Below are 19,362 nucleotides of genomic sequence, written 5' to 3' on the forward strand. Positions count from 1 at the left end.
CCCGCCCACACGATTGCTTTACCCGGCGTCTCCGGGGACGTGCCGCCAGGTCCGCAGCCTGTCCCGGACGGCCCCCCGGCTCAGCGGAGCCAGCTCCGTCAACTCGAAGCCGCTCGCCTTCGCGACCCGTTCGCTTCCGGTGTTGTCGGGATCGATCCGCAGCACCACGGTGCTGAAGCCGAGCGTCTCGCGGGCGTGTTCGGCGGCGAGCCGGACGGCCCGGGACGCCAGGCCCTGGCGGCGGTGCCGCAGGCCGATGGCGTACCCCAGTTCGGCGGCCGGTCCGCCGAACCGGTGGGCGGGATCGTCCGGGACGCAGCGGAAGAGGAGGATCTCGCCCTGGGGCGCGCGCCCGTCGCTGGTGATCGCCAGCTGGATCTTCCGGTCCTCGGCGCGCGCCTGCCGGGCCGCGTCGAGATAGGCGCGGGCGGCCTCCAGGTCGAACGGGGAGCGCAGCGGGGTGAACCGCGCGACGTCCGGGTCGTCGAACAGCTCCGCCATGGCCGGAAGGTCGTCGTCGGTCCACTCGCGCAGTGTCAGGCCGAGTCCGCTGATCGTGATGTGGGCGCCGAAGCGAGGGGAGGTCATGACGCCATCTTGCCGCCGCCGGCCGTCAGTAGTGACCGTCGTGCGGATCGGTCACCGGGCCGCCGCCCAGCGGGACGCGGGCCGCGAACGGGACGCCGACCAGCGCGAACAGTGCGGCCAGGCCGAACGCCGCCGACCATCCGGCGCGCCCCGTGCCGACCAGGATGATGATCGCGGCGCTGGCCTGGCCGCCGACGCTGCCGCCGATCCGCCGGACGGTGCTGTTCACCGACGTCGAGACGCCGGCGTGCTCCTTGTCCGCCTTGACGTTGACCAGCGTGCCGCTGGCGCTGATCGTGAGGCCGGCGCCGCAGCCGATCACGAACGCCGCCGCCAGGAACGCCGGGCGCGACGACCCGCCGATCGCACCGCACGCCGCCGTCCCCGCGGCGAGCAACGCCATCCCCGCCGCCAGCGGACGGCGCGGCGTCCCGCCCTTCTGCAGCCGCTTCGCGGCCGGCCCGCCGAGGATCTGCCCGATCGCCAGCGGCAGCAGGTAGAGCCCCACCGTCGCGGTGCCCGCGCCGAAGCCCTCGGTGCCGTTCCCGACGAACTGCGGCACCAGGTAGAACGTCCCGAACAGGGCGTAGCCGATCGCGACCGTGACCCCGTTCGTCCACACCTGCGCCGGCGACCGGAGCGTCCGCAGGTCGATCAGCGGCTCGGCCACCCGTCCCTCGCGGCGGAACCAGAACGCGCCCGCCGCCAGCCCCGCCGCGATCAGCCCGGCCGGCACCGCCCAGGTCGCCCCCTTCGACTGCGGCAGCAGCGTCAGGCCGACCAGGATCAGCGCCAGGACCGCGCTGAGCAGCAGCGCGCCCGGCACGTCCAGCGCCCCGCGCGACGGGCCGGGCCTGGACGGCACCCACCGCACCACCAGGGGCAGCGCCAGCGCCACGACCGCCGCGCCGACCGCGAACACCAGATGCCACGACACCGCCTCGGTCAGCGCGCCCGCCGTCGCGAAGCCCAGCGCCGTCCCGATGCCGAACGCGCCGGTCAGCACCCCGGTGGCGGACCCGACCCGGTCGCCGGGGAACTCCTCGCGGACGATCGACAGCGACAGCGGGAACACCGCGCCGCCGATGCCCTGCACCGCCCGCGCCGCGATCAGCACGACCGGCGACGGCGCGGCGGCCGCCGCGATCGACCCGGCGAGGAAGAACCCGAGCCCGACCAGCAGCATGGCGCGCCGCCCGCGCCGGTCGGCGAGCCGTCCGAGGACGGGGGCCGCGACCGTCGCGACCAGCAGGTACCCGCTGAGCAGCCAGGCGCCCCACGCCTGCGGGACGCCGATCTCCTTCTCGATCACCGGGATCACCGGCACGACGGCGGTCTGCTGGTAGGCGAACGCGACGTCCGCCAGCACGAGCGCCGTCAGCGCCTTGCGATGCCCTCCGGCCCGTTGCCCGCCGCGCGCCGCCGTCATCCGCTCAGAGGTCACCGGCGCTCACCCGGCGTCCGTTCCCGATGCGTCCCATTCGCGGATAACTGCCCGCCGCCCCCTGATCAAACAGGCGGAAAAGGTTCAGGGCCGTCAGACCTGGTGGTCTGGCGGCCCTGACGGGTGGGTCGGGGTGGTCAGGCTTTGTTGTAGGTGCGCTTGGCCCACAGGTAGGACAGGACGGCGATGCCGGCGCACCAGGCGGTGGCGATGGCGGCGTCGTTGCCGATGTGGGTGCCGAGCAGGAGGCCGCGGACGGTTTCCATGATCGGGGTGAAGGGCTGGTAGTCGGCGAACCAGCGGATGGCGGTGGGCATCGAGTCGGTGGGGACGAAGCCGCTGCCCAGAAACGGCAGCAGGATCAGGGGCATCGGCGCGTTGCTGGCGGACTCGGGGGTCGGGGACCGCAGGCCGAGGGCGACCGCGAGCCAGGTGACGGCGATGATGAACAGGGTGAGCAGGCCGGCGGCGGCGAGCCACTCGAGTGCGGTGGCGTTGGGGCGGAAGCCGATCGCCAGCGCGATGGCGATGACGACGGCCATGCCGAGCAGCTGCTGGATGACGCTGCCGACGACGTGGCCGGTCAGGACCGAGGCCCGGGAGATCCGCATGGTGCGGAAGCGGGCGACGATGCCTTCGGTCATGTCGGTGGCGACCATGACGGCGGTTCCGGTGGCGGCGGTGGCGGCGGCCATGAGCAGGATGCCGGGGACGATGTAGTTGATGTAGGCGTCGCGGCCCCCGCCGGAGCCGTTGCCCAGGCCGTTGCCCAGGGTGCCGCCGAGGACGTAGACGAACAGCAGCAGCAGGATGACGGGCGTGATGATCAGCTGGACCGTCATGGAGGGGTAGCGGAGCAGGCGCTTGAGCTGGCGGCGGGTCATCGTGGCCGAGTCGCGCATGGCGAGGGTGAGGGTGCTCATCGGGTGGCCTCCTGCTTCTGGGCGTCCTGCTGGTCGGTGTTCTGGCCGGTGAGGGTGAGGAAGACGTCGTCGAGGTCGGGGGTGTGGACGCTGAGGTCGGCCGGTTCGATGCCGGCGGCGTCCAGGATCGTGAGCAGCTCGCGGAGTGAGGCGACGCCGCCGTCGGAGGGGACCTGGAGGGTGAGGCGGTCGTCGTCGGCGGGGTCGATGAAGCCGCGGCCGAGTGCGCCCAGCGCGCCGTTGAGCGCGTCGTCGTCGGTGAACCGCAGCGAGACGTGGCCGCCGGGGATGAGCCGCTTGAGCTCGTCGGCGGTGCCCTCGGCGATCAGGCGCCCGTGGTCCAGGACGGCGATCCGGTCGGCGAGATGGTCGGCTTCCTCCAGGTACTGGGTGGTGAGGAAGATGGTGACGCCGCCGGCGACGAGTTCCCGGACGATCTGCCACATGGCGCGGCGGCTGCGCGGGTCCAGGCCGGTGGTGGGCTCGTCCAGGAAGATCAGGCGCGGGTCGCCGACCAGGGTCATCGCCAGGTCCAGGCGGCGCTGCATGCCGCCGGAGTAGGTGGAGGCGGGCTTGCCGGCCGCCTCCACGAGGTCGAACCGCTCGAGCAGTTCCTTCGCCTTGCGCCTGCCCTCCCCCTTGGGCATGTGCTTCAGGTCGGCCATCAGGAGCAGGTTCTCCTCGCCGGTGAGCAGCTTGTCGACCGCCGAGTACTGGCCGGTGACGCCGATCGCGCCGCGCACCTCGTCCGGCCGGCGGTTCAGGTCGTGTCCGGCGACCTGGACCTCGCCGCCGTCGGCGGCGATCAGGGTGGACAGGATCTGGACGGTGGTGGTCTTGCCGGCGCCGTTGGGGCCGAGCAGGGAGAAGATCGTTCCTTCGGGGACGGCCAGGTCGATGCCGTCGAGCACGACCTTCTCGCCGGTCTTGTCGCGGTAGGACTTGCGCAGCCCGGTCGCTTGGATGGCCAGGTTCGTCATGGGGGCGCTCCTCGGAGGCGGGGTGTGTGGCGGGTTAGAGGCTGCGGGCGGTGATGTCGCCGTTGGTGGTGGTGGCGTTGATGGTCAGGTCGGTGGTGCCGTTGTTCTTGAGGGTGTTGGTGATGCGGCCGTGGGCGGTGCCGGCGTCCAGGGAGGCTGAGACGCCGGGGGCGGCGGCGACGGTGATGTCGCCGGACTGGGTGCGCAGCACGACGGTGCCGCCGGTGGTGTGGTTGATGCGGATGTCGCCGCGTGCGGTGCTGATGTCCGCGGGGCCGGTGAGGTGGCCGACTTCGATGTCGCCGTCGGTGGCGGTGAGCTGCACGCCGGTGGCTTCGTCGATCTTGATGTGGTGGTAGGCGCCGTCGAAGGCGACGTCGCCGAGGCGTCCGACGGCGCGGAACTCGGTGGCGGAGGCGTTGGCCTGGACGCCGGAGCCGGCGGGGAGTTGGACGGTGACCTCGATGGCCCCGGACCCGCCGAGGTGCTGGTGGCCGGTCGCGGCCCGGACGTGCAGGACACCGTCGGTGAACTCGACGGTGGCCTGCTCGGCGGCCTTGGTGTCGCGGCCCTTGCCGGCGTTGGCGGGCCGGACCTCGACCACGGTGTCGGTGCGGTCGGCGGCGATGACCTGGATCCGGCCGGCGGGGACGTCGAAGGCGGCGGTGATGGGGGCGGGGGTCTGGAAGGTGTTCATCGTGTTTCTCCTTGCGGGCTGCTGTTTCCGACAACGCAAAAGCTACGTTGCATTCAAGGGTTCGGCAACTAGTTCGTTGCACTTTAAGTGCATCTCCGCAGGTGGATACTAGAAAATCATTGCAACGGTTCTGAAGGTAATGCAACGTCGACGACCGTGCTCGTTGCATTGGATGGAGAGTGAACGCTAAGCTGGAGGCGCCAGAGGAACAAGAAGGAGATCGCGATGCCCGGAGGCAGGCTCACCCAGCAGGACCGCCAGCAGATCGCGCTGGGGCTGGCCGACGGCCTCGCCTACGCCGAGATCGCCCGGCGGCTCGACCGTCCCACCTCCACGATCACCCGCGAGGTGATGCGCAACGGCGGCCCCACCGGCTACCGCGCCGACCTGGCCCACCGCGCCACCGAACGCCGCGCCCACCGGCGCAGGCAGGCCGCGCCCCGGGGGGCGGAGGCGGTTCCGCAGGTCGACGGGCGCGACCCCGAGGCCGTGCGCGAGTTCGAGGAGACGTTCACCACCGTCTTCATGGCCTCGGGCACGCCGAAGATGATGGCCCGGGTGATGGCCTGCCTCTACACCACCGACTCCGGCAGCCTCACCGCGTCGGAACTCGCGCGGCACCTCCAGGTCAGCCCGGCGTCGGTCTCCAAGGCGATCACGTTCCTGGAGGAGCAGGGCCTCGTCCGCCGGGAACGCGGTGAGAACCGCCGCGAGCGCTACGTCGTCGACGACGACGTCTGGTACCAGTCGCTGATCGCCAGCGCTCAGGCCCTCGTCCAGGTCACCGAGGCCGCACGGCAGGGCGTCACCGTCCTCGGCCCCGGCACTCCCGCCGCCGCCCGTCTGGAGGCCGCCGCCCGCTTCCTCGACTACGTCAGTGAGAGCCTGACCCGCTCCGCCGAGCAGGCACGCGAAGTCCTCCACACCAGGACCGAAGCGACTTCGAAAAGCGATCATTGATCGGTTTTGGTGTTAGGGTCGGGAGGGCCCGGCCGGTGGGGGAGGTCGGCCGGGCGTCGCCCGCTCCGCTCCCGGGAGGCCCCCGATGACCGCCGGTCCCCGCACCGCACCGCTGCCCGTCCGCCCGGCCCGCGCCGGCGACCCGGACGAGGTCCGCCGGATCTACGACATCTGCCTGCGGACCGCGGCCCTCGGCCGGGACGCGACCGGCCTGGTGGCCGACCCCCGGCTGCTCGGTGACGTCTTCGTCGGGCCCTACCTTGCCCGCTCGCCCGACCTCGCCTGGGTCCTCGCCCCGGCGGGATCGCCGCCGGTCGGCTACGTCCTCGCCGTCGCCGACACCGTGTCCTTCGAACGCGAACTCGACCGCACCTGGTGGCCGCCCGTGCGCGCACGGGTGGCGGACCGTCCCGCCGAGCCCGGCAGTCCCGACGCGTGGCTGCGCGCCTACGTCGACGACCCGCCCCGCACCTCGCCGGACCTCACCGGCCGCTACCCCGCCCACCTCCACGTGGACCTGCTGCCCGAGGCGCAGGGCGGCGGAAACGGGCGGCGACTGATCACGACCGTCACCGAGGCCCTCCGCGACCGCGGAGTGCCCGGCGTCCACCTCGGTGTCAACGCCCGCAACACGAACGCCCTGGGCTTCTACGCCCACATGGGCTTCCAGCTTCTGGACGACGGTCCGCAGACGAAGTTCTTCGGCATGCGCCTGGATCCGCGCCCCTGACGCTCCGGCTCCGGGCGGCGCCGGCGGCGCCGGCGGAAGCGGCGGAGACGCAGGCGATCGCGAGCCACTGCGTCCAGGCGAGGTGCTCGCCGAGCAGGACGAGGCCGGCGACCGCGCCGGCGGCGGGTTCGAGGCTGACCATGACGGCGACCGTGCGCTCGGGCATCCGGCGCAGCGCGGCCTGGTCGAGCGACCACGGCAGGACGGCCGACAGCACGGCGAGGCCGAGTCCCGCGGCGAGGACGCCGGGATGCGCGAGCGTGCCGCCGGCGGACGGGGCGAGAGGCAGGACGATCAGCGCCGCGACGGCCACTCCCCAGGCCAGCGGTGACCCCGGTTCCGCGCCGGCGCGCTTGTTGAGGACGAGGTAGGCCGCCATGCACGCGCCCGACCCGACCGCCAGGGCGATGCCGGACGCCGAGACTGGCGCGCCGCCCGGGCCGTCCATCAGGAAGACCCCGGTCCCGGCGAGCGCCGCCCACAGCAGGTCCACCGGCCGCCGTGCCTTGACCAGCGCGAGCGTGAGCGGACCGAGGAACTGGAACGCCGACGCGACGCCCACCGGCAGCCGCTGCATGGCCGGGTAGATGAGGTGCATCCCGGCGATCGCCGCGCCCAGGGCGATGGTCAGCCCGAGCGAGCCGCGCGGGAACGGCGGGCGCCGCAGCAGGAGCAGGACGGCCGCCGCGAACCCCAGCCGCAGGACGACCACCCCCGCGGTGCCGGCGATCGCGAACATCCCCTTCCCGCAGGCCTGACCGGCCTGGATCGAGACCACGCTGCCCAGGACGAGCAGCGGGGCGGGGACGGGACGGCGCTCGGTTTCGCAGGTCATACGGCCAGTCTTTGATCACCGCGATCGTGCGGGTCAATCGAAAGTTTCCGCGCGGAACCATGTTGAATGGCCGAATGATCGACCATCGGTTGCAGACCCTGCGCGTGCTGCGCGAGCGCGGCACCGTGACCGCCGCCGCCGAGGCGCTGCACCTGACGCCGTCCACGGTGTCGCAGCAGCTCAAGCAGCTCGCGCGCGACCTCGGTGTCGAACTCCTGGAGGCGCAGGGGCGCCGGGTGCGGCTCACCCCGGCGGCGCGCACCGTGCTGCGGCACGCCGACGTCCTGTCCGCGCAGTGGGAGCGGGCCCGCGCCGACCTCGCCGAGCACCGGTCCGGGACGTCCGGCCAGGTGCGGTTCTGCAGCGTGTCCAGCGCGCTGGCGGTGCTCGTCGCGCCCGCGGCGGCGCGGTTGCGCGCCGAGCACCCCGGGCTGGCCGTCCACATGTCCGAGCAGGAGAGCGAGGACGCCGCGCACCTGCTCCTGTCGCACCGCGCCGACATCGCCGTGGTGATCCCGAGCGAGGAGGTCCCCGGGCCGGACGACGCGCGGTTCACCCGGACGACCCTGCTGGACGAGCCGCAGGACCTGCTGGTGCCGGCCGGGCACCCCCTCGCGCGGCGCGCGGCGGCCCGGCTCGCCGACGCGGCGGGGGAGGCGTGGATCGGGTATCCCGCCCGGCGCGACCAGCACCAGTTGCTTCTCGCCGCCTGCGCCGCCGCCGGGTTCGCCCCGCGCGTCGCGCACGAGGCGAACGAGTGGTTCGCGGTGTCGTCGCTGGTCGCGCACGGCTTCGGCGTCGCGCTCGTGCCCCGGCTAGCGCCGCTGCCGCCGGAGGACGAGGCCGTCCGGGTCCCGCTGCGCGGGGACGTGGTCCCGAAGCGGCGCCTCGTCGCCTGCGTCCGGCGCGGCAGCGAGCGGCAGCCGCCGATCGCGCGGGGCCTTGGGGCGCTCCGGCGCGCCGCCGCCGATCGGTGATCCGCGGGACGGCGACAAAAGACCCATGTGCGCGTTTGGGGAACATGGAGGTCATGTCGGGCCGTATGCGTTGATCGTTGACTCTCCGTGTGCCAGTCTTACCTGTGCTCTTTCCGGCAGTGGGCGGCGGGCCGCGGTCGAAGCGCCCGCGTCGCCGCTGCCGCGATGTCCGGTGCCGAATTCAGGTGGAGAAGGCTGCTGTGACGAAACGCCGGGTGACCCGCGGCGCGCAACTGCCGGCGGCGGACGCCGGGGTTCGCCGGTGAGGTGGTGGAGGAGCGCACGGCCGGCCCCGCACCAGCCGCCGGCCCCGCAGCGGCCGCCCGCGCAGGAGCGCGTCCACCAGCCCGTCCAGGTGCCGGTCCAGGCGCACGGCCGGGCACCGGTGCAACAGCAGCCGGTGCAACAGCCGCCGATCCAGCAGCCGGTTCAGCACCCCAGGGGCGTCCCCGCCCGGCACGCTGAGCAGGCGCCGGTTCCGGGAGCGGCCGGGCCGGGCCGGGTGAGCGACGCGGACGTGTGGCCGGAGCTGTGCGAACGCTTCTGCCTGCAGTTCCTCGTCCTGGCGGAGAAGATGCGCCCGGCGATGGACCTGCTGGAGCGGCAGGAGGAGGACCCGGACCGGCTCGAAGCCCTCTACGAGATCGACCATGGAGTGACGCGAATGCGGCGGGCCGCGCGCGATCTGCGGGTGCTCGCCGGCCGGGACGGCGAGGAGGCGTCCGGGGCCGACACGTCGCTGCTCGACGTCGTCCGGATGGCCGAGTCGTCCATCGAGCAGTACCGGCACGTGTCGATCCTGCGCGTGGTGGAGCTCGCGGTCCCGGCGTACGCGGCGGAGGATCTGGCGTCCCTGGTCGCGGCGCTGCTGGACAACGCGACCCGGTACTCGCCGGCGCGGGTGACCGTGAGCGCGCACCTGCTCGACAACGGCGCCGTGATGCTCCGCATCGAGGACGCGGGCATCGGCATGACCCCCGCGCAGCTGGACGGCCTCAACGCGGCGCTGGCCGGGCCGGTGCCGCCGATGACGGAGGAGACGTCCCGGCAGACGGGCTTCCCCGTGGTGCACCGGCTGGCCCGTAGGCACGGGATCGGCGTGCGTCTCGCGGGGCGGACGGGCGGGACGGTCGCCATGGTGACGATCCCGCCGTCCCTGCTCTGCGAGATCCCGGCGGGCGAGCCGCGCGCCGCCGGGGTCGCCGAGGGGGTCCCGGGGATGGCGCACCTCGCCATGGCGCACCGGGCGGAGCGTCCGGCCGCGCCCGCGGCCCCCGCCAGGACGGCGGCGGCGCCCGTCCGGGAGCCCCGGACCGAACCCGATCTCGGCGGCCTGCCGCGCCGGGAGCGGACGAGCCTGCGCCCTGTCGCCTCGCCCGTGCCGCCCGCCGCGCCCGAGCCGGCGGACGCGCCGTCCGCGGACGATTCCGGGTCCGGGTCGTCGTTCGCGGCCGACCTGGACGCCTTCACGGCGGGAACCCGCCTGCCCACCCGCGACCCCGCCGCGGGGGCCGGCGGAACCGGCGCGACGGGCGGGACCGATGTGCACGACCGCGAGGAAGGACGGCAGTGAGCATCGCCTCCACGGGGCCGACCGGCCCCCAGGACTTCGGCTGGCTGCTCCGGCAGTTCGCCACGTCCACCCCCGGCGTGACGTTCGCGCTGATCGTGTCGTCGGACGGGCTGGCGCTCGTCGAGTCGGCCCCGATGCCGTCGGAGTTCGTCGACCCGATGGCCGCGCTGACCAGCGGGATGATCAGCCTGGGCAACAACATCGCCAAGCACGTCGGCGCCGGCGGCTGCGACCAGGTCATGCTGAAGTTCGGGTCCGGCCACCTGCTGTTCATGGGCATCGGGCAGCTCGCCGGGCTGGTGGTGCTGGTCGGGGAGGGCGCGAACCTCGGCGCGGTCGCCCACGAGATGACGAAGTTCGTGCACGGGGCGGGGCACGTCCTCACCCCGCAGATGCGCGACGACCTGCGTCGCATGTCCGAGCAGGCGATGCCGTGAGCACCGCCGCCGTGACCGCCGCCGCGGCGGCGCCGGGCCTGCCGGGAGGTGGACCATGACGGCCAACCCGTGGGTGCGGCCGTACGTGCTGACCGGCGGGCGGACCCGGGGCCGGCGGCACCTGTTCGTGCACACCGTGGTGTCCGGCGCCGGCTACGACGCGGCGTTCGCCGAGCGGCTGCTGCCGGAGGCCAGGAAGTTGTACGAGCGGGCGCACGCCGCGAGCGAGTCGGTCGCCGAACTGTCCGCCCACTGCGGGGTGTCGCTCGGGGTCACCCGCGTCCTGCTCGCCGACCTGGCCGCCGGCGACCGGATCGTGATCGCCGCGGAGGGCGCCTCGCCGTACGACCCGCACGTCCTGGAGAGAGTGATCGATGGTCTACGCGAGCTCGCCTGACCAGGGGCCGGGGCCGGAACCCTGGCGCGGCGCCCCCGGCGGGCGGCCGGCCGCGCCCCGCACCTCGGTCAAGATCGTCGTCGCGGGCGGGTTCGGCGTCGGCAAGACGACGCTGGTGGAGGCCATCTCGGAGATCCCGGCGGTGAACACCGAGGCGTGGATGACGCAGGCGGCCAGGACGGTCGACCCGCTCTCGGACTCCGGCGGCAAGACGACCACGACCGTCGCGATGGACTTCGGCCGCGTCACCCTGGCCTCCGACCTGGTGCTGTACCTGTTCGGCACGCCGGGCCAGCCGCGGTTCTGGCCGATGTGGGACGACCTGTGCCGCGGCGCGAGCGGCGCGCTGGTCCTGGTGGACACGCGCCGGCTGGACGTGTCGTTCGCGGCCGTCAACTACTTCGAGAACGACTCCGACGTGCCGTTCATCGTGGCGGTGAACCTGTTCGACGGGCAGCAGACCCATCGGCTGGAGCAGGTCGCGGAGGCGCTGCGGCTGGACGCGGACGTCCCGATCGTCGCGTGCGACGCCCGCGACCGGCGCTCGGTCGTGCGGACGCTGACGACGACGCTCGGCCACACGCTCGACACGACCTCGGGCCGCGGGACCTTGGCGGCCCGGTGAACCCGGCCCCCTGACGGGGCCGTCGACCGCCCCGCACAAGGAGGAAGCTTTGCGAAGGATCCTGATCGTCGGAGCGGGGCAGGCCGGCCTGCAGCTGGCCCTCAGCCTCCAGTCGGCGGGCTACGAGGTCACGGTCATGTCGGCGCGGACGCCGGACGAGATCCGGAACGGGCGGATCATGTCGACGCAGTGCATCTTCTGGCCGCAGTTGCAGATCGAGCGCGACCGCGGGCTGAACCTGTGGGAGGACCGGGCTCCGGAGATCGTTGCGCAGCGGGTCACGGTGGCGGCGCCCCCGGGCACCCGCGCGTTCCAGACGCTGGGCCGCTGGGACCGCTACGCGCAGTCCGTCGACCAGCGGGTCAAGATGTCCGGCTGGCTGGAGTTGTTCGAGGAGCGCGGCGGCAACGTCATCTACCACAGCGTGATGACGTCCGACCTGGAAGGGCTCAGCGCGCTGTACGACCTGACGCTCATCGCGGCGGGCAAGGGCGAGCTGGTGGAGCTGTTCGACCGCGACGCCAGCCGTTCGCCCTATGACCGTCCGCAACGGAAGCTGTCGTGCATCTACGTGCACGGGATGACGGCGTGGCCCGACCACCCCGAGCCGCATGTGCGGATCACCGCGACGCCCGGCGTCGGGGAGCTGTTCTTCATGCCGGGCTACACCAACACCGGGGCCTGCGACATCCTGCTCTGGGAGGCGGTGCCGGGCGGTCCGTTCGACGTCTGGGACGACCGTCCAGGCCCGGCCGGGCACCTCGCGCGCACGCTCGACATGATGCGGCAGTACGCGCCGTGGGAGTACGAGCGCACCGTCGACGCCCAGCCCACCGACGCGCGCTGCACCCTGTACGGGGGGTACGCGCCGGTCGTCCGGCATCCCGTGGGGCGGCTGTCGGCGACCTCGCTGGTCCTCGGCATGGGCGACGTGGTGGTCGCCAACGACCCGGTGACGGGGCAGGGCTCCAACAACGCCACGCGCTGCGCCGAGATCTACTTCCAGGAGATCCTGCGCCACGGTGAGCGGCCGTTCGACGCCGAGTGGATGCAGCGGACGTTCGACGCGTACTGGGAGTACGCCAAGCACCCGACCGCCTACACCAACATGATGCTGGGGCCGCTGCCCGAGCACGTCCAGAAGGTGCTGGCGATCGCGGCGCAGAACGAGGCGGTCGCGTACCGGTTCGCCTACGGCTACGCCAACCCGGGCGACTTCTCGAACTGGCTGCTCGACCCGGCCAAGACCGAGGAGTACCTGGCGACCGTCACCGCCTGACCTCCCCTTCCGCCTGATCCGGGCCGTCCGTCCTGCGGGGCGGGCGGCCTTCTCCGTGCCGCTGTGCGCTGGAACACCATCCCGGGTGTTGCATGGTCATGCAATGGGGTGCATACTTCTACTCATGTCCAAGGTGCTCACCTCTCTGCCTGTCGGCCAGCGCGTCGGGATCGCCTTCTCCGGCGGCCTCGACACCTCGGTAGCGGTCGCGTGGATGCGCGAGAAGGGCGCGGTGCCCTGCACCTACACCGCCGACATCGGCCAGTACGACGAGCCCGACATCGCCTCGGTGCCGGGCCGCGCCACCGCCTACGGCGCGGAGGTCGCCCGGCTGGTCGACTGCCGGGAGGCCCTGGTGGAGGAGGGGCTCGCGGCGCTGGCGTGCGGAGCGTTCCACATCCGCTCCGCCGGCCGCGCCTACTTCAACACCACCCCGCTCGGCCGCGCCGTCACCGGCACCCTGCTGGTCCGCGCGATGCTCGAGGACGACGTCCAGATCTGGGGCGACGGCTCCACCTACAAGGGCAACGACATCGAGCGGTTCTACCGCTACGGCCTGCTCGCCAACCCGTCCCTGCGGATCTACAAGCCGTGGCTGGACGCCGACTTCGTGGGCGAGCTCGGCGGCCGGACGGAGATGTCGCAGTGGCTGCAGGAGCGCGGGCTGCCCTACCGCGACAGCACCGAGAAGGCCTACTCCACCGACGCCAACATCTGGGGCGCCACCCACGAGGCCAAGGCCCTGGAGCACCTCGACGCCGGCATCGAGATCGTCGACCCGATCATGGGCGTCCGGTTCTGGGACCCCGAGGTGGAGATCCTCGCCGAGGACGTGACGATCGGCTTCGCGCAGGGCCGCCCGGTGACGATCAACGGCAAGGAGTTCGCCTCCGCCGTCGACCTGGTGCTGGAGGCCAACGCCATCGGCGGACGGCACGGCATGGGCATGTCCGACCAGATCGAGAACCGGGTCATCGAGGCCAAGAGCCGCGGCATCTACGAGGCGCCCGGCATGGCGCTGCTGCACGCCGCCTACGAGCGGCTCGTCAACGCCATCCACAACGAGGACACCCTCGCCACCTACCAGAGCGAGGGCCGCCGCCTCGGCCGGCTGATGTACGAGGGCCGCTGGCTCGACCCGCAGGCGCTGATGCTCCGCGAGTCGCTCCAGCGCTGGGTCGGCACCGCCGTCACCGGCGAGGTGACGCTGCGGCTGCGGCGCGGCGAGGACTACTCGATCCTCGACACGTCCGGCCCGTCGTTCAGCTACCACCCGGACAAGCTGTCCATGGAGCGCACCGAGGACTCCGCGTTCGGGCCCGTCGACCGCATCGGCCAGCTCACCATGCGGAACCTCGACATCGCCGACTCCCGCGCCCGCCTCGAGCAGTACGCGGGGCTCGGCATGGTCGGGGACGCCGCGCACCCCGCGCTGATCGGCGCCGCGCAGGCCGCCTCGACCGGGCTGATCGGCGCGATGGACGCCGGCGGCGCGCAGGCGATCGCGTCCCGCGGCGAGACGACCACCGGCGAGGAACTCCTCGACGCCGCCGCCATGGAGGCGGGCACCGACTGATACCGACGGATGCGCGAAGCCCGTCCGGTTCACGCCGGACGGGCTTCGCGCGTGCGTGTCAGGACCTCGCCTTGGCGGTCTTGCGGTTGTTGGCCTTCTCGATGGCCTTGACGAGTTCCTTCTTGCTCATGGTGGAGCGGCCCGAGACGTCCAGCCGCTTGGCGACGTCGTAGAGGTGCTTCTTGGACGCGTTGGCGTCCACACCGCCCGCGGTCTTCCGCGAGGTGCCGACGCCGCCCTCGGCCTGCTTGTCCGACGGTCCCTTGGCGCCCTTCGCCTTCGGCTCCCAGTGGTCCCCGACCTTCTCGTGGGTGTGCTTGAGCGCGGAGTAGGCGACGCGGTGCGCCCGCTGGCCCTCCCCGTACTCCTCCGCGGCCGAGTCGTGGGCCTTGGCGAAGGTGCGCTGCGCCTTGGCGTCCGAGCGCTTGACGGTGTCGGGCAGCTCCTCCTTCTTGGCCTTGCCCTTGCTGGTGGTCTTCGGCATCGTGCTGCTCCTCCGTACGCGTTTCGCGTCCTTGCGCACGGCGTACCCACCCAGAGCGAACATCCACATGTGCCGGACGGTCTCCGGGGACGTCATCGGCCGGAGCCGGGACCCCTCCCGTGACCGCGCGGTTAGCGTGGCCTCCGTAACGCGCGGAAAGGACAGGGGACATGACGCTGACGGCGCAGAACCCGGCGAGCAGGGTGCAGATCCTCCCCAGGGAGACCGGGAGCCTCGCCGCGGGGATCCCGCCGGCGCAGCCCGGCACGCTGTTCGTCATGGGCCCGGAGGGCGGGATGCGCGTCGCGCCCGACGCCGGGTTCGAGGTGGTGTTCGGCCGCTGCGAGCCGGACGTCCACGTCTGCGTCGGCGGCTCCGACACCCACGTGAGCCGCCGGCACGGCCGCATCGCCCGCGAGCACTCGCGATGGGTGCTGTACAACTCCGGGCGGCTCGCGATCCGGATGAGCGGGGCGCCGCTGCTGCTCGGCGGGCACCGCACCGAACTGCCGCCGTCGTACACGGCGCTGTTCATCGTCGCGCCGCGGCAGGAGCACCTGATGGAAGTGCGGATCGCGGCCGGGCCGGGTGAGGGGCGGGGCCGGTACGAGGATCCGACGCACGACCCCGACCTGTTCGAGCTGGACGAGGTGGAGCGGCTGGTGCTGGCCTGCCTCGGGCAGCGCTACCTGCGGCAGGAGCCCTGGCCGCAGCCGCTGACGTGGGAGCAGGCGGCCGACGAGCTGCGCCGGCTGCGGCCGCGCGAGCGCTGGAGCGCCAAGCGCGCCGCCCGCGTCGTGGAGAAGGTCCGTAAGCAGCTCAGCCCGGCGGTCGACGGGATCCTGGAGCGGGACGTGCCGCCGCCGCTCGGCAACACGATCAACCACAACCTGATCACCGCGCTGCTGCTCGGCACCGCCCTGACCGTCGACGACCTGGAGCTCCTGGACGGGCCGACCCGGTGAACGGGGTCGCCGGACGGGTCAGGCGTCGTGCGGCAGGGCGCCGGCGGCCGTGCCGGCGAGGTCCGTCCCCATCGAGCAGAGCCGCCGCATCGTCAGCTGCCCCTGGACCACCAGGTGCACCACCTCGGCGATGTCGTCGCCGTGCGGGCCGGGGTAGGTCCGGTGGACGATCAGCACCAGGCACGACCGCTCCTCGCCGCCGTCGCCGTCCGGCTGGACGAACGCGGGGTGGCCGTTCAGCCGGGTGGGGCGGCCGTCCCGCGCGTCGAGCGGTCCGCCCTGGTCGAACCGCAGCTTGACCTGGACGTCCCGGGTGGTGCTGTGCCATTCGCACCGCCACCGGCCGAAGCCGACGTCGGGGTCTTCTGCGTCGATGCCCGGGACGGCGTCGAGGGCGCGGGCGTCCAGCATCAGGCAGGCGTCGCGCTGCGCCAGCGAGTTCGCGGGCAGCGGCGGCGACCGCCGGGCGATCGGGCCGCGGTGCAGGACGGCGGCGGCGCTCGCGGCGGCGGTGTCGGCGACGGCGCACAGCGGCGCCGTCCCGCCGTCCTGCCCGGCGGTGATGTAGACGCTGGTGCCCTGGTCGGGGGCGGGCAGCAGCAGCGTGCGGGCGCAGGAGTCGTGTTCGGCGGGCTCCTGGACGATGCCGACGCCCTGCACGTACGTCACCGGCCCGGTCGCCTCGGGGGCCGATGCCGTGTCGATCTCCACCTCCACGTCGACGTAGTCCTCGTGGCCGCCGCGCGACACCAGCACGTCGCACCGGTTGAAGTTGCCGTAGTGCGCGTCGAGCCGGGGTTCGCCGAACCGGCCGAGCGCGGCGGGCGCGGTCAGCGCGCAGGGGTCGGTGCTCCGCTGGTCGCCGATGCGGGCGGCGGGGGTCGTGGACGAGGCGGCCGGCCGGTCCTTGCCCGGCGACGGCGCCAGCACGAGCGCGAGCACGACGGCGGCGGCCAGGACGAGTGCGCCGAGTGCGCTGAGCCCGCGGTGGGCGCTGACGAAGTTCAGGGTTCCCCGGACCAGGGAGCGGTCGGCGCGCGCCTCGTCCGGCGCCGTGTCCGGGGCGCCGAGCGTCGGGGCCGCGTAGTCCGGCAGTTCCACGCGCGCCGTGCCCGCGGCCTCGTCGAGTCGCCGCCGCACGTCCTCAGGCGTTGGCCGGGCCGCCGGATCGTCCTGGAGCATCGAGGCCAGCAGGTCGTGCAGCGGCGCGGTCTCGGCGGCGAGGCCCGCACCTCGCCGCGGCGGTGCCCCGCTGATCAACGCGTGCAAGGTGGCGCCGAGGGAGTACACGTCCGACGCGGGCTCGGGTCGGCCGAGTGGAACCTCGGGCGCGGCGTAGGCGGGGGTGTGGGCGACGCCGCCCGGGCGCATCGCCGCCCCCTCGGTGCGGAACGCGGCGCCGAAGTCGGCCAGCTTCGCGGTCCTGTCCTCGGTGACGACGATGTTGCCCGGCTTGACGTCGCAGTGCACGATCCCCGCGGCGTGCAGCGCCTCCAGCGCCCCGGCGATCTGCGCGCCGATGCGGGCCGCGACCGGCGGCTCGACCGGCCGCCACTTCGCCAGGCTGCCGCCCGGCACGTACTCCATCACCAGCCAGGGCGTCACGCGGCCGCGCTTGCGCACCGGGACCACGTCGTACAGCGTGACCACGTTCGGATGGTTGAACGCCGCCAGCGCCCGCGCCTCGGCCCGGACCCGGCCGAACGCGGCGGTGCGCCCGTCCGTCAGCGCCCGCTTCAGCACCACCTGCCGGTGGAGTTCGGTGTCCTCGGCGAGCCAGACCTCGCTCGTCCCGCCGCGCGCGGGCCCATGGACGAGCCGGTACCGTCCGGCGATCCTCGCTCCCAACCGCACCGTGCTTCCTCTCGCAAGACCGAAAGCCGCGCAAAGAACAACCTAGGGCGTGACCTGCCGGTCACATACCGTTTCTCCGGTACGAGATCACGACGCGAGGAACCCGGCGATGGTGGCGGCGATGGCGGGATGGTCGTCGCCGAACCAGACGAAATGGCTCGGGGCGCCGCTCGCGATCAGCCTGGCGTTCGGCAACGCGGAGGCCAGGGCCTCGGCGTGGGCGAACGGCACGGCGCCGTCAGCGGCCGCGGCGACGATCAGCGCCGGCTGCGCGACGGGCGGCGGCCGGCCACCGCGGGCCAGGCACCTCAGGTCGGCCGCGAAACCGGAGCCCGAACGCATCCGGGCGAACAGCCCCAGCAGCAGGGCACGCTGCTCGGCGGACAGCCCGGAGACGACAGGGTCGACGGGCCCGGTGGTCAGGTCGCGCAGCAGCAGCCGCAGCGCCGTCTGCGGGGCACGGCGCACCAGGGCGTGGACGAGCGCCCAGATGACGCGTTCGGCGCGCGGCGCGAACACCAGGCGCCCGCCCGTCCGGGTGCGGCGGTCCGGCCACGGCAGGAAACCGACGGCGCTCTGCAGGACGAGGCGTTCCACCAGGTCGGGATGCCTGGAGGCGAGCATCACCGCGGTCGGTCCGCCCGCCGACTGGCCCACCACCGCGGCCAGCCGCCCGATGCCGAGGCCGGCGCAGAGGTCGGCGACCGCGTCGGCGAACCCGGCAGGCGACGTCCCGGTGCCCAGCGGGGTGCGGCCGTAGCCGGGCCGCGAGGGCGCCAGCACCGAGTACCCGGCGTCGGCGAACACCTCCTCGCCCAGCCGCAGTCCCGCGCGCATGTGCCCCCCATGCAGGACCAGGACAGTGGACGGCCCACGCCGCTCCAACCGGTACTCCACCGGCCCGCGAGACGTGTCGGCGACCGTGGTGGGGCTTTCGAACACGGCCATGAGGCGACTCCCTGCCGCGAGCGCGTCCCCGCCTGAGACACCCATCGCTGCCCCAGAATCTCGCCCGCCCCGGCCAGAATCCCCGGGTACCGCGGACGCCGCGCCGCCGCCGGCATGGCCGCATTGCGGGTCTCGACCGGTTGGGGTGGGCGTGTCAGGATGGGCGGGAGTCCGGAGACGCCGTCAGGGCGCTTCGAGATGAGCAACGGGAGCCGTCGCCATGACGCGTATTTCGCATGCCCGCTCGCAGACCAGGCCGTCCCTTTACGGGGGTGAGCTCTCCCGCCGGGTCACCGTGCGGGACATCGCCGCCGCCAAGGAGAACGGCGAGAAATGGCCGATGCTCACCGCCTACGACGCGATGACCGCGTCCGTCTTCGACCAGGCGGGCATTCCCGTGCTGCTGGTCGGCGACACGATGGGCGCCTGCCACCTGGGGTACGACTCGACCGTCCCGGTGACGCTGGAGGAGATCCTCGTCCTGGCGTCCGCCGTGGTCCGCGGGACGGAGCGGGCGCTGGTCATCGGCGACCTGCCGTTCGGCAGCTACCAGGAGGGCCCGGCGCAGGCGCTGCGCAGCGCGACCCGGCTGGTCAAGGAGGCCGGGGTCGGCGCGGTGAAGCTGGAGGGCGGGGAGCGCAGTGCCCGCCAGATCGACCTGATGGTGTCGGCCGGTATCCCCGTCATGGGCCACCTCGGGCTGACGCCGCAGTCGGTGAACGCGTTCGGCGGCTACCGGGTGCAGGGCCGCGGCGAGACGGCGGCGCGGCAGCTGGTACGGGACGCCCGTGCCGTGCAGGACGCGGGCGCGTTCGCGGTCGTCCTCGAAGCGGTGCCGGAGGAGCTGGCCACCGAGGTCACCGGCGTGCTGGGCATCCCGACGGTCGGGATCGGCGCGGGCCCGAACTGCGACGCGCAGGTCCTCGTCTGGACGGACGCGATGGGCCTCACCCCCGGCCGGGTGCCGCGCTTCGTCAAGGACTACGCGGGCATCCGCGGCACGCTGGACGAGGCCGCGCGCACCTTCGCGGAGGAGGTCGTGAACGGCGCCTTCCCGTCGGCGGAGCACGCCTACCACTGACGGCCCGCC

At 73.4% G+C, this 19,362-nt stretch carries 21 protein-coding genes; 11 read left to right on the forward strand and 10 right to left on the reverse strand.

Features of this window, described 5'->3' with window-relative positions:
* Nucleotides 1–18 precede the first annotated feature (18 nt).
* The 5 genes from ABD296_RS19850 to ABD296_RS19870 all read right to left on the reverse strand — a co-directional run bounded on the left by ABD296_RS19850 (nucleotide 19) and on the right by ABD296_RS19870 (nucleotide 4,632).
* A complete protein-coding gene (locus tag ABD296_RS19850) occupies nucleotides 19–588 on the reverse strand; it encodes a GNAT family N-acetyltransferase (protein WP_344268881.1) in 570 nt (189 codons plus the stop codon).
* A gap of 25 nt (nucleotides 589–613) precedes the next feature.
* Nucleotides 614–2,032 (reverse strand): MFS transporter, encoded by a 1,419-nt coding sequence (locus ABD296_RS19855; protein ID WP_344268883.1) that lies wholly within the window; start codon nucleotides 2,030–2,032, stop codon nucleotides 614–616.
* 137 nt (nucleotides 2,033–2,169) lie between these two features.
* Entirely contained in the window at nucleotides 2,170–2,955 is a 786-nt protein-coding gene (locus ABD296_RS19860; protein WP_344268884.1) for an ABC transporter permease, read from the reverse strand.
* On the reverse strand, nucleotides 2,952–3,935 hold the full coding sequence (locus ABD296_RS19865) for an ATP-binding cassette domain-containing protein (protein WP_344268886.1): 984 nt from the start codon (nucleotides 3,933–3,935) through the stop codon (nucleotides 2,952–2,954). Before ABD296_RS19865 ends, ABD296_RS19860 begins: the two co-directional genes overlap by 4 nt.
* 34 nt (nucleotides 3,936–3,969) lie before the next feature.
* Nucleotides 3,970–4,632 carry a DUF4097 family beta strand repeat-containing protein gene (locus ABD296_RS19870; RefSeq protein ID WP_344268888.1) on the reverse strand — a complete coding sequence of 221 codons (663 nt, stop codon included), beginning with the start codon at nucleotides 4,630–4,632 and terminating at the stop codon, nucleotides 3,970–3,972.
* Between the two features lie 225 nt (nucleotides 4,633–4,857).
* On the opposite strand from ABD296_RS19870, the gene ABD296_RS19875 reads away from it, so the two are divergent.
* Complete coding sequence (locus ABD296_RS19875) at nucleotides 4,858–5,592, forward strand: helix-turn-helix domain-containing protein (RefSeq protein WP_344268891.1); 735 nt, start codon at nucleotides 4,858–4,860, stop codon at nucleotides 5,590–5,592.
* 85 nt (nucleotides 5,593–5,677) lie between these two features.
* On the forward strand, nucleotides 5,678–6,322 hold the full coding sequence (locus ABD296_RS19880; RefSeq protein ID WP_344268894.1) for a GNAT family N-acetyltransferase: 645 nt from the start codon (nucleotides 5,678–5,680) through the stop codon (nucleotides 6,320–6,322).
* On the opposite strand, the gene ABD296_RS19885 is transcribed toward ABD296_RS19880, so the two are convergent.
* Nucleotides 6,210–7,157 (reverse strand): EamA family transporter, encoded by a 948-nt coding sequence (locus ABD296_RS19885; RefSeq protein ID WP_344268897.1) that lies wholly within the window; start codon nucleotides 7,155–7,157, stop codon nucleotides 6,210–6,212. The genes ABD296_RS19880 and ABD296_RS19885 overlap by 113 nt on opposite strands.
* A gap of 74 nt (nucleotides 7,158–7,231) precedes the next feature.
* Between ABD296_RS19885 and ABD296_RS19890 the strand changes: the two genes are divergently transcribed.
* Nucleotides 7,232–8,134, forward strand: coding sequence for a LysR family transcriptional regulator (locus ABD296_RS19890; RefSeq protein ID WP_344268900.1), 903 nt, complete (start codon nucleotides 7,232–7,234; stop codon nucleotides 8,132–8,134).
* A 181-nt stretch (nucleotides 8,135–8,315) separates the two neighbouring features.
* Here the strand turns inward: ABD296_RS19890 and ABD296_RS19895 are convergent, their stop codons facing one another.
* Nucleotides 8,316–8,594 (reverse strand): hypothetical protein, encoded by a 279-nt coding sequence (locus ABD296_RS19895; RefSeq protein WP_344268904.1) that lies wholly within the window; start codon nucleotides 8,592–8,594, stop codon nucleotides 8,316–8,318.
* A gap of 42 nt (nucleotides 8,595–8,636) precedes the next feature.
* On the opposite strand from ABD296_RS19895, the gene ABD296_RS19900 reads away from it, so the two are divergent.
* From ABD296_RS19900 to argG, 6 genes are all read left to right on the forward strand, one after another.
* On the forward strand, nucleotides 8,637–9,707 hold the full coding sequence (locus ABD296_RS19900) for a sensor histidine kinase (protein WP_344268908.1): 1,071 nt from the start codon (nucleotides 8,637–8,639) through the stop codon (nucleotides 9,705–9,707).
* Complete coding sequence (locus tag ABD296_RS19905; protein ID WP_344268911.1) at nucleotides 9,704–10,144, forward strand: roadblock/LC7 domain-containing protein; 441 nt, start codon at nucleotides 9,704–9,706, stop codon at nucleotides 10,142–10,144. The genes ABD296_RS19900 and ABD296_RS19905 overlap by 4 nt, the downstream gene beginning before the upstream one ends.
* 55 nt (nucleotides 10,145–10,199) lie before the next feature.
* The gene (locus tag ABD296_RS19910) at nucleotides 10,200–10,541 is read left to right on the forward strand and encodes a DUF742 domain-containing protein (protein WP_344268914.1); all 342 of its coding nucleotides are present in this window, start codon (nucleotides 10,200–10,202) and stop codon (nucleotides 10,539–10,541) included.
* Nucleotides 10,519–11,166, forward strand: a complete 648-nt coding sequence (locus tag ABD296_RS19915; protein WP_344268918.1) for a GTP-binding protein — start codon at nucleotides 10,519–10,521, stop codon at nucleotides 11,164–11,166. The genes ABD296_RS19910 and ABD296_RS19915 overlap by 23 nt, the downstream gene beginning before the upstream one ends.
* A 49-nt stretch (nucleotides 11,167–11,215) precedes the next feature.
* On the forward strand, nucleotides 11,216–12,445 hold the full coding sequence (locus ABD296_RS19920) for a styrene monooxygenase/indole monooxygenase family protein (RefSeq protein WP_344268921.1): 1,230 nt from the start codon (nucleotides 11,216–11,218) through the stop codon (nucleotides 12,443–12,445).
* 124 nt (nucleotides 12,446–12,569) lie between these two features.
* A complete protein-coding gene (gene argG / locus ABD296_RS19925) occupies nucleotides 12,570–14,021 on the forward strand; it encodes an argininosuccinate synthase (protein ID WP_344268924.1) in 1,452 nt (483 codons plus the stop codon).
* Between the two features lie 58 nt (nucleotides 14,022–14,079).
* Here argG and ABD296_RS19930 read toward each other — a convergent pair whose 3' ends face one another.
* On the reverse strand, nucleotides 14,080–14,505 hold the full coding sequence (locus ABD296_RS19930; RefSeq protein WP_344268927.1) for a ChaB family protein: 426 nt from the start codon (nucleotides 14,503–14,505) through the stop codon (nucleotides 14,080–14,082).
* Between the two features lie 170 nt (nucleotides 14,506–14,675).
* Here ABD296_RS19930 and ABD296_RS19935 point away from each other — a divergent pair, with 170 nt between their 5' ends.
* On the forward strand, nucleotides 14,676–15,470 hold the full coding sequence (locus ABD296_RS19935; protein ID WP_344268929.1) for an FHA domain-containing protein: 795 nt from the start codon (nucleotides 14,676–14,678) through the stop codon (nucleotides 15,468–15,470).
* 18 nt (nucleotides 15,471–15,488) lie between these two features.
* On the opposite strand, the gene ABD296_RS19940 is transcribed toward ABD296_RS19935, so the two are convergent.
* Together ABD296_RS19940 and ABD296_RS19945 are read right to left on the reverse strand one after the other, a co-directional pair.
* The gene (locus tag ABD296_RS19940) at nucleotides 15,489–17,324 is read right to left on the reverse strand and encodes a serine/threonine-protein kinase (RefSeq protein WP_344268932.1); all 1,836 of its coding nucleotides are present in this window, start codon (nucleotides 17,322–17,324) and stop codon (nucleotides 15,489–15,491) included.
* Nucleotides 17,325–17,411: 87 nt separating this feature from the next.
* Entirely contained in the window at nucleotides 17,412–18,272 is an 861-nt protein-coding gene (locus ABD296_RS19945) for an alpha/beta fold hydrolase (protein ID WP_344268935.1), read from the reverse strand.
* 220 nt (nucleotides 18,273–18,492) lie between these two features.
* Between ABD296_RS19945 and panB the strand changes: the two genes are divergently transcribed.
* Nucleotides 18,493–19,353 (forward strand): 3-methyl-2-oxobutanoate hydroxymethyltransferase, encoded by an 861-nt coding sequence (gene panB / locus ABD296_RS19950; RefSeq protein ID WP_344268937.1) that lies wholly within the window; start codon nucleotides 18,493–18,495, stop codon nucleotides 19,351–19,353.
* Nucleotides 19,354–19,362 lie beyond the last annotated feature (9 nt).

The sequence above is a fragment of the Actinomadura napierensis genome (assembly GCF_039529375.1).
GTDB classification, from domain to species: domain Bacteria; phylum Actinomycetota; class Actinomycetes; order Streptosporangiales; family Streptosporangiaceae; genus Spirillospora; species Spirillospora napierensis.

What these genes read in the sequence shown, in the direction of transcription:
- argG (WP_344268924.1), top strand. Translation starts at nt 12,570, where the DNA reads ATGTCCAAGGTGCTCACCTCTCTGCCTGTCGGCCAGCGCGTCGGGATC.
- ABD296_RS19935 (WP_344268929.1), top strand. Translation starts at nt 14,676, where the DNA reads ATGACGCTGACGGCGCAGAACCCGGCGAGCAGGGTGCAGATCCTCCCC.
- ABD296_RS19870 (WP_344268888.1), bottom strand. Translation starts at nt 4,632, where the DNA reads ATGAACACCTTCCAGACCCCCGCCCCCATCACCGCCGCCTTCGACGTC.
- ABD296_RS19945 (WP_344268935.1), bottom strand. Translation starts at nt 18,272, where the DNA reads ATGGCCGTGTTCGAAAGCCCCACCACGGTCGCCGACACGTCTCGCGGG.
- ABD296_RS19875 (WP_344268891.1), top strand. Translation starts at nt 4,858, where the DNA reads ATGCCCGGAGGCAGGCTCACCCAGCAGGACCGCCAGCAGATCGCGCTG.
- ABD296_RS19915 (WP_344268918.1), top strand. Translation starts at nt 10,519, where the DNA reads ATGGTCTACGCGAGCTCGCCTGACCAGGGGCCGGGGCCGGAACCCTGG.
- ABD296_RS19885 (WP_344268897.1), bottom strand. Translation starts at nt 7,157, where the DNA reads ATGACCTGCGAAACCGAGCGCCGTCCCGTCCCCGCCCCGCTGCTCGTC.
- ABD296_RS19860 (WP_344268884.1), bottom strand. Translation starts at nt 2,955, where the DNA reads ATGAGCACCCTCACCCTCGCCATGCGCGACTCGGCCACGATGACCCGC.
- ABD296_RS19930 (WP_344268927.1), bottom strand. Translation starts at nt 14,505, where the DNA reads ATGCCGAAGACCACCAGCAAGGGCAAGGCCAAGAAGGAGGAGCTGCCC.
- panB (WP_344268937.1), top strand. Translation starts at nt 18,493, where the DNA reads ATGACGCGTATTTCGCATGCCCGCTCGCAGACCAGGCCGTCCCTTTAC.
- ABD296_RS19880 (WP_344268894.1), top strand. Translation starts at nt 5,678, where the DNA reads ATGACCGCCGGTCCCCGCACCGCACCGCTGCCCGTCCGCCCGGCCCGC.
- ABD296_RS19865 (WP_344268886.1), bottom strand. Translation starts at nt 3,935, where the DNA reads ATGACGAACCTGGCCATCCAAGCGACCGGGCTGCGCAAGTCCTACCGC.
- ABD296_RS19890 (WP_344268900.1), top strand. Translation starts at nt 7,232, where the DNA reads ATGATCGACCATCGGTTGCAGACCCTGCGCGTGCTGCGCGAGCGCGGC.
- ABD296_RS19910 (WP_344268914.1), top strand. Translation starts at nt 10,200, where the DNA reads ATGACGGCCAACCCGTGGGTGCGGCCGTACGTGCTGACCGGCGGGCGG.
- ABD296_RS19850 (WP_344268881.1), bottom strand. Translation starts at nt 588, where the DNA reads ATGACCTCCCCTCGCTTCGGCGCCCACATCACGATCAGCGGACTCGGC.